General features: G+C 40.0%; 6 protein-coding genes. 5 read left to right on the top strand and 1 reads right to left on the bottom strand.

Features of this window, described 5'->3' with window-relative positions:
* Positions 1 to 190: 190 nt before the first annotated feature.
* A complete protein-coding gene (locus tag AC1DSE_RS29505; protein ID WP_339203852.1) occupies positions 191 to 1,357 on the top strand; it encodes an MFS transporter in 1,167 nt (388 codons plus the stop codon).
* 219 nt (positions 1,358 to 1,576) lie between these two features.
* Positions 1,577 to 2,581, top strand: a complete 1,005-nt coding sequence (locus AC1DSE_RS29500; RefSeq protein ID WP_477528646.1) for an alpha/beta fold hydrolase — start codon at positions 1,577 to 1,579, stop codon at positions 2,579 to 2,581.
* A 159-nt stretch (positions 2,582 to 2,740) separates the two neighbouring features.
* Here the strand turns inward: AC1DSE_RS29500 and AC1DSE_RS29495 are convergent, their stop codons facing one another.
* Entirely contained in the window at positions 2,741 to 3,160 is a 420-nt protein-coding gene (locus tag AC1DSE_RS29495; protein ID WP_441880938.1) for a GNAT family N-acetyltransferase, read from the bottom strand.
* Positions 3,161 to 3,354: 194 nt separating this feature from the next.
* Between AC1DSE_RS29495 and AC1DSE_RS29490 the strand changes: the two genes are divergently transcribed.
* The 3 genes from AC1DSE_RS29490 to AC1DSE_RS29480 all read left to right on the top strand — a co-directional run.
* Entirely contained in the window at positions 3,355 to 3,858 is a 504-nt protein-coding gene (locus tag AC1DSE_RS29490) for an ankyrin repeat domain-containing protein (RefSeq protein WP_441880939.1), read from the top strand.
* Positions 3,859 to 3,997: 139 nt separating this feature from the next.
* Positions 3,998 to 4,630: a hypothetical protein gene (locus AC1DSE_RS29485; protein ID WP_339203848.1), complete on the top strand. Its 633-nt coding sequence runs from the start codon at positions 3,998 to 4,000 to the stop codon at positions 4,628 to 4,630.
* 165 nt (positions 4,631 to 4,795) lie between these two features.
* The coding region (locus AC1DSE_RS29480) for a DUF4004 family protein (protein ID WP_477528645.1) at positions 4,796 to 5,345 on the top strand (550 nt) is incomplete at its 3' end.

The raw sequence follows: 5,345 nt of genomic DNA, 5'->3' as shown, positions 1-5,345 counted from the left end.
GTTTAATCTAGAGCTTGCATGATCAATGATATAAGTCGCGGTGAAAATGAATTCAACTGTATAAGTAGGTAAACAAAAACGGCAGAGATGCCGTTTTTTGATTTTGAGCCACATATAAAAGTTCATTTCATGGTAGAATAAAAGATTGAGATAGCTATATTTAAGAAACAAGTGGAGGAACTAAACTTTTATGAAGGCATCAAACTTATTACGAGGCTTTAATTTTTTGTATTTTGCACTACTGGCTATGTTTATTTCATTCCTTCCGGTTTATTTAGATGTACAAGGACTAAGTCCATCGCAAATTGGCTTCATTATAGGAACAGGCGGATTTGTTACGCTCATCGCTCAACCTTTATGGGGGATGATAAGCGATAGAACCAAATCCATTCGTAAAGTATTGTTGGTACTGTTATTTTTCTCAACCATAATTGGTTATTTGCTTTATGATTCCAGCAGTTATCCGCAGCTCATTCTGTACGCGATGCTGCTGTACTTCTTTCTCATGTCCATCGATCCATTAACGGAAAGCTTGAATTTTACAATTGCCGAATCTTCAGGAACCAGCTACGGATCTATTCGTACTTATGGCGCTTTGGGTTATGCCTTAGCAGCGCTGCTTACAGGTTATGTTATCTCTTATTTCGGTGAACATAGCTTGGCGCTGCTTTTTGGAGGAATCGGGTTAATCAGTTTTATTATAGGTTGGATCATGCCCGATGCGCCTGTGACAGGCAAGCCGGTTACCTTAAAAAGTCTCAAACATTTTATTAGCAACAAAGAGACACTAATGTTTCTGCTCTTGGTGTTTATCTGTTCCGTCCCTGCACGAATGAATGATACCTTTCTTGGCGTATACATTCGTGAGCTTGGCGGGAGTACCGAATTGGTTGGTCAAGCATTCTTCTTGGCAGCAGGCAGTGAAATTGTAGTGTTCGCTCTGAGCTTTTGGTGGATGCGCAAAGGTAAAGAGCTGCTTATTATTTCGTTTTCAGCCGTGTTCTATTTCCTTCGGTTTTTCCTCTCAGCTTGGATTACCGATCCGCACATACTCGCGTATTTGCAAATTTTACAGCTGTTGACTTTCCCTGTGTTCTATTCAGCAGCTATTCAGTATCTTTATCGAATAGTACCAACCGAATGGCGCGCGACAGGTCAAACGGTGCTTGCGCTGCTGTTTTTTGGTGTTTCAGGCATTTTAGCCTCCTATGTAGGTGGAGCCGTGTATGGTAGCTTTGGAGGCAAAACATTGTACTTGTCTATTTCCGCCATATCTTTTGTCGGCATGCTGTTTGGTCTCATTCTATATCGGGTTTATGGAAAAAGGCTCTCTGCATCAGATGAAGCTGCATCATAATAGTGATCAGTTTTTTCAATTTGATACATCTATATCATCATAGCCATGAGAAACGACAGCGATGTCGTTTTTTTCATATCTCCATACAGCAGCAAAGTTTAGCGAGGAAATCGTTAATTATGAAGTCAAAATGAAATCATTTATAATGAAAGGATAATAACGTTTTGAAGGAGCCAGCTCTTGAATAGGCAAATAATAAAAATAGGGAAGGTCACTATTATGATCATTGTTCTGATTGTTCTGGTCGGATTGATATTCCCAACGTGGACACCTCGCATTAAAGGTGACAACAGCATAAGTACGTTAGAGCAAGTTGAAATCAATGGTACTGGACATGAAGTGATGATTAGGGGAGTAGACAAACGCAATCCGATTGTCATTTTTGTGCATGGCGGCCCGGGGTGTTCTGAAATTCCGTATGTAAGGAAATATCAAGATCTGCTTGAGAAAAACTATACAATTGTACATTATGACCAGCGCGGGAGCGGGAAATCTTATCATTTTAATGAAGACTATTCTAATCTAACGACTGACGTGCTTGTTGAAGATCTGCTTGCGTTGACCGATTATGTAACCGCGAAATTTGGACAACAGAAAGTGCTGCTCATCGGTCATTCTTTTGGCACATACATTGGGATGAAAGCTGTGTCTAAAGCACCTGACAAGTTTGCGGCTTATATCGGAATTGGGCAAGTGGCTGATACGGTAACGAGCGAATTGGATAGTTTGCAATACGTTATAGAACAGGCGAAGCTGGCTGACAATACCAAGGAAGTGGAAAGATTAGAGTCACTTCGAGAACCAATCGAAAAAGGGGAGGAAACGACGCCTAGATCGATCATTCGAAAATATGGCGGTGCAGCAAGGTTAATTGATGACAACATGGATTATTACAAAGGATTTCTATTTCAGCCTGAGTATAATTTGCTTGATGTTGTTCGCTATTTAAGAGGAATTTCTGTAACGCAAAAGATGCTGCTGGCTGAGGAAGCGAGCAATAATATTATTGATGTAGTGAAGACACTGGATATTCCTTGTTATTTTGTGATGGGGAAATATGATTATATGACATCGGTGAATGCTGCAAAACAATATTTTGACGTGCTGCATGCTCCTGTGAAAGATTTTGTTCTGTTTGAACAATCCGCTCATTATCCGCAATTCGAAGAGAAAGCGTTATTCRCGGAGTGGCTCAATAAAATATGGAAGCAGCTTGCTCACTAGAGGACATGAATGTTTCAATTCTTCATTTATTAGGTAAGAAGGAAAGATGAGGGAGGAGCATCGTCCTATTATTTTTCTTATAATCAGTTTCGACAAGGTTCCCTCCATCTTTCGATGGAGGTTTTTTAATCTGGCGCTCTAATTAGAAAAGCAAAGCGGTTAAAGGTCTTTTTTTAAATAAAAGTGCGTATAACCGCCAGCATTCGGTATCGAACCAAACACCTCGAAACCTTGCTTCTTGTAAAAATCGAGCGCCTGAAAGCTTAAGGTATCCAGCTTTATGAAATCACAGTTTTTCGCTTTAGCTATTTTTTCGGCCTCGTCTAAAAGCTGCTTGCCATACCCGGATTTACGAATTTCGTCCGCAACAAATAAGTACTCAATCTGCATCCAGTTCCAGCATATTTCGCTAAGAAGCCCGCCGAAAATTTGCCCATCAGCGTTTTTGAGAAATAAATTCACCTCCTGATAGCGACCTTTAAGGTCATCAGGAAAATGCTTTAAATTAAAAGCAAACATATTGCTGCTAACATACGATTTATCATCGTTAGTCCATTCATTTGATATGTATAATTCCATACTTCACACGCCTCTCTAATCCCTGCATTTACCTCATGCAAGCAAAAATACCTATCTATTTTAATCTATCACAATTGTTAGAAATAGAAGCAGTAAAAAATAGTTTATAAACGTATTTTATTATAATTGAAATCGTCTATTAAAGTTTGGTAATGTTGTAGAATGAAACCAGTTGAAATGGAGTGGGAAAAAAAATGAATGGTCCGTTGATCGAAGATTTATTTCAAGCGATTCAGTCAGGAACTCAGCTAAATAGCTTATTAGAATCGGACCCGAGCCTAGCAAATGCCGAAAATAAGGATGGTCTTACACCACTCGGTTTCGCAGCACATTTTGGCAATAAAGAAGCGGCACAGGTATTGCTTGACTATGGTGCTGACATTAATGCAGTTTCTCATTCCAAGATTTCTTTCATTCCCTCCAATACAGCCTTGCATGCTGCAATAGCAGGCGAAAGAAATATAGATCTCATTAATTTGTTTATGAAACATCATGCCGATACTAATCTTCTGGACAGCAATGGTCATACTTGCTTGCATACTGCAGCTTTTCATGATGATAATATTGAAATCATTCGCATATTGCTTGAGCATGGAGCAAATTTAAACACTGAAGATCGAGAAGGGAATACTGCCTGGTCTCTTGCAGTCAAGCAAGGAAACCATAATGTGGCTGAGTTTCTTCGCAGTAGATTATGAGTCTGGAAAATACTTGCATATAAACAAAGTAAGTAATTGTGGTAATCTATAATTAATGAGCAGAAAGCTTGCTGATGGATAGGCTAGTGAAAAAAACGAGATTTACAAGATGATGCTGTTATAGGAGACGAGTAGAACTATGACAATAAACAATGAGACAACAAATGAGGAAGTAAGCAGTAAGGATTCGGCGATGACCGAGGAGAAATGGGCGGAGCTTATTAAGGCTGTTCACCATAATGGCATCGTAGCTTTAAAAATGCAATTTAACGATGTTGAAGGACAAGTATTGAACCACGAAGCTTATGGCCCAGTTTTTGTATTTCATGTGAAGGATGAGTCGGACAGCGTATATTCCTGCGGATTTTTCTTGCATGAGTTGGTCAACAGATTCCAATCGGGCAATGATCCTGCGGTGTGGATGGCTTCTTTCTTCGTCGATCTTATGGAGATCGAGGGTGGGAAACCTCTCTCACAAGCAGCTGCAAGTGAAGAGGAGGCTAAAGCGGTAATCGACAAAATACTCGTTCCACAATGTATAACAGCTGTGACGGAAGAGTTTGCTCCGGAACAGGTACATGCGGGTCTGGCTTGGAACGAAGAACACGGTCCAGTCTTTGAAGCTGGATTTCCAACGATTAAAGACGGAAACAACGTTTGCGCTATTCCGTTACATCTATTGTTGACACATTTGCAGTTGAACCGGGATCCTGCGGAGCTGCTAATTCAAGGCATGTATAACATCCGAAATGAACATGGCATAAATTCCTAAAATTTTTTCATCAAAAGGCAGCTTCTGATTCGTAATGGAATCGGGAGCTGCCTTTTTCTTTTATGTAAATGAAGAATAGCAAGCCAGCCAAACCTTTCTTTATTGCGATATTCTCATTTACAACGTAACAGTGTTATGTTACGATCATTTCGAGAGGTGATTATAGTGGATAAGGATTTAATTTCGAAAAAGGAGCTGCTGGATTTAACCGGCATTTCGTATGGGCAATTATATCGTTGGAAACGAAAGAAGCTTATTCCTGAGGAATGGTTTATTCGAAAATCAACGTTTACAGGACAAGAAACCTTTTTCCCAAAACAGACGATATTAGCGCGCATCCATAACATCATTAATATGAAGGATGATCTTTCGTTAGATGACCTAGCAGGTAAGTTATCTGATACGTCCGCGATTAATGGTATGACATTGACTGCTGCAGAAATTGGAGAACGTAACATTGTTTCGTCTACGACCCTAAGCAGGTTCGGAGCGTTATCTGGAATTGGTGGACAATATTCTTTTGACGAGCTTGTGCATTTATTTGCAGTTGACTACCTGCTTGGCCTTGGAGAGCTGAGCTTAGAGGAAGCAGAACTGTTGTTTCAAACCTTGAACGAGAAGGTCAGGAAGTTCGAGGGGAAAAGCTGGGATCTATTTTTTATTCGAAAAATGGGGATGACTTCCTTTATCATGGCGCACTCGCCAACTGAATTAG

Source organism: Paenibacillus sp. 01L418 (assembly GCF_056400045.1).
Note: the sequence above shows the minus strand (reverse complement) of the source record. Positions and strands in the feature narration are given on the sequence as shown.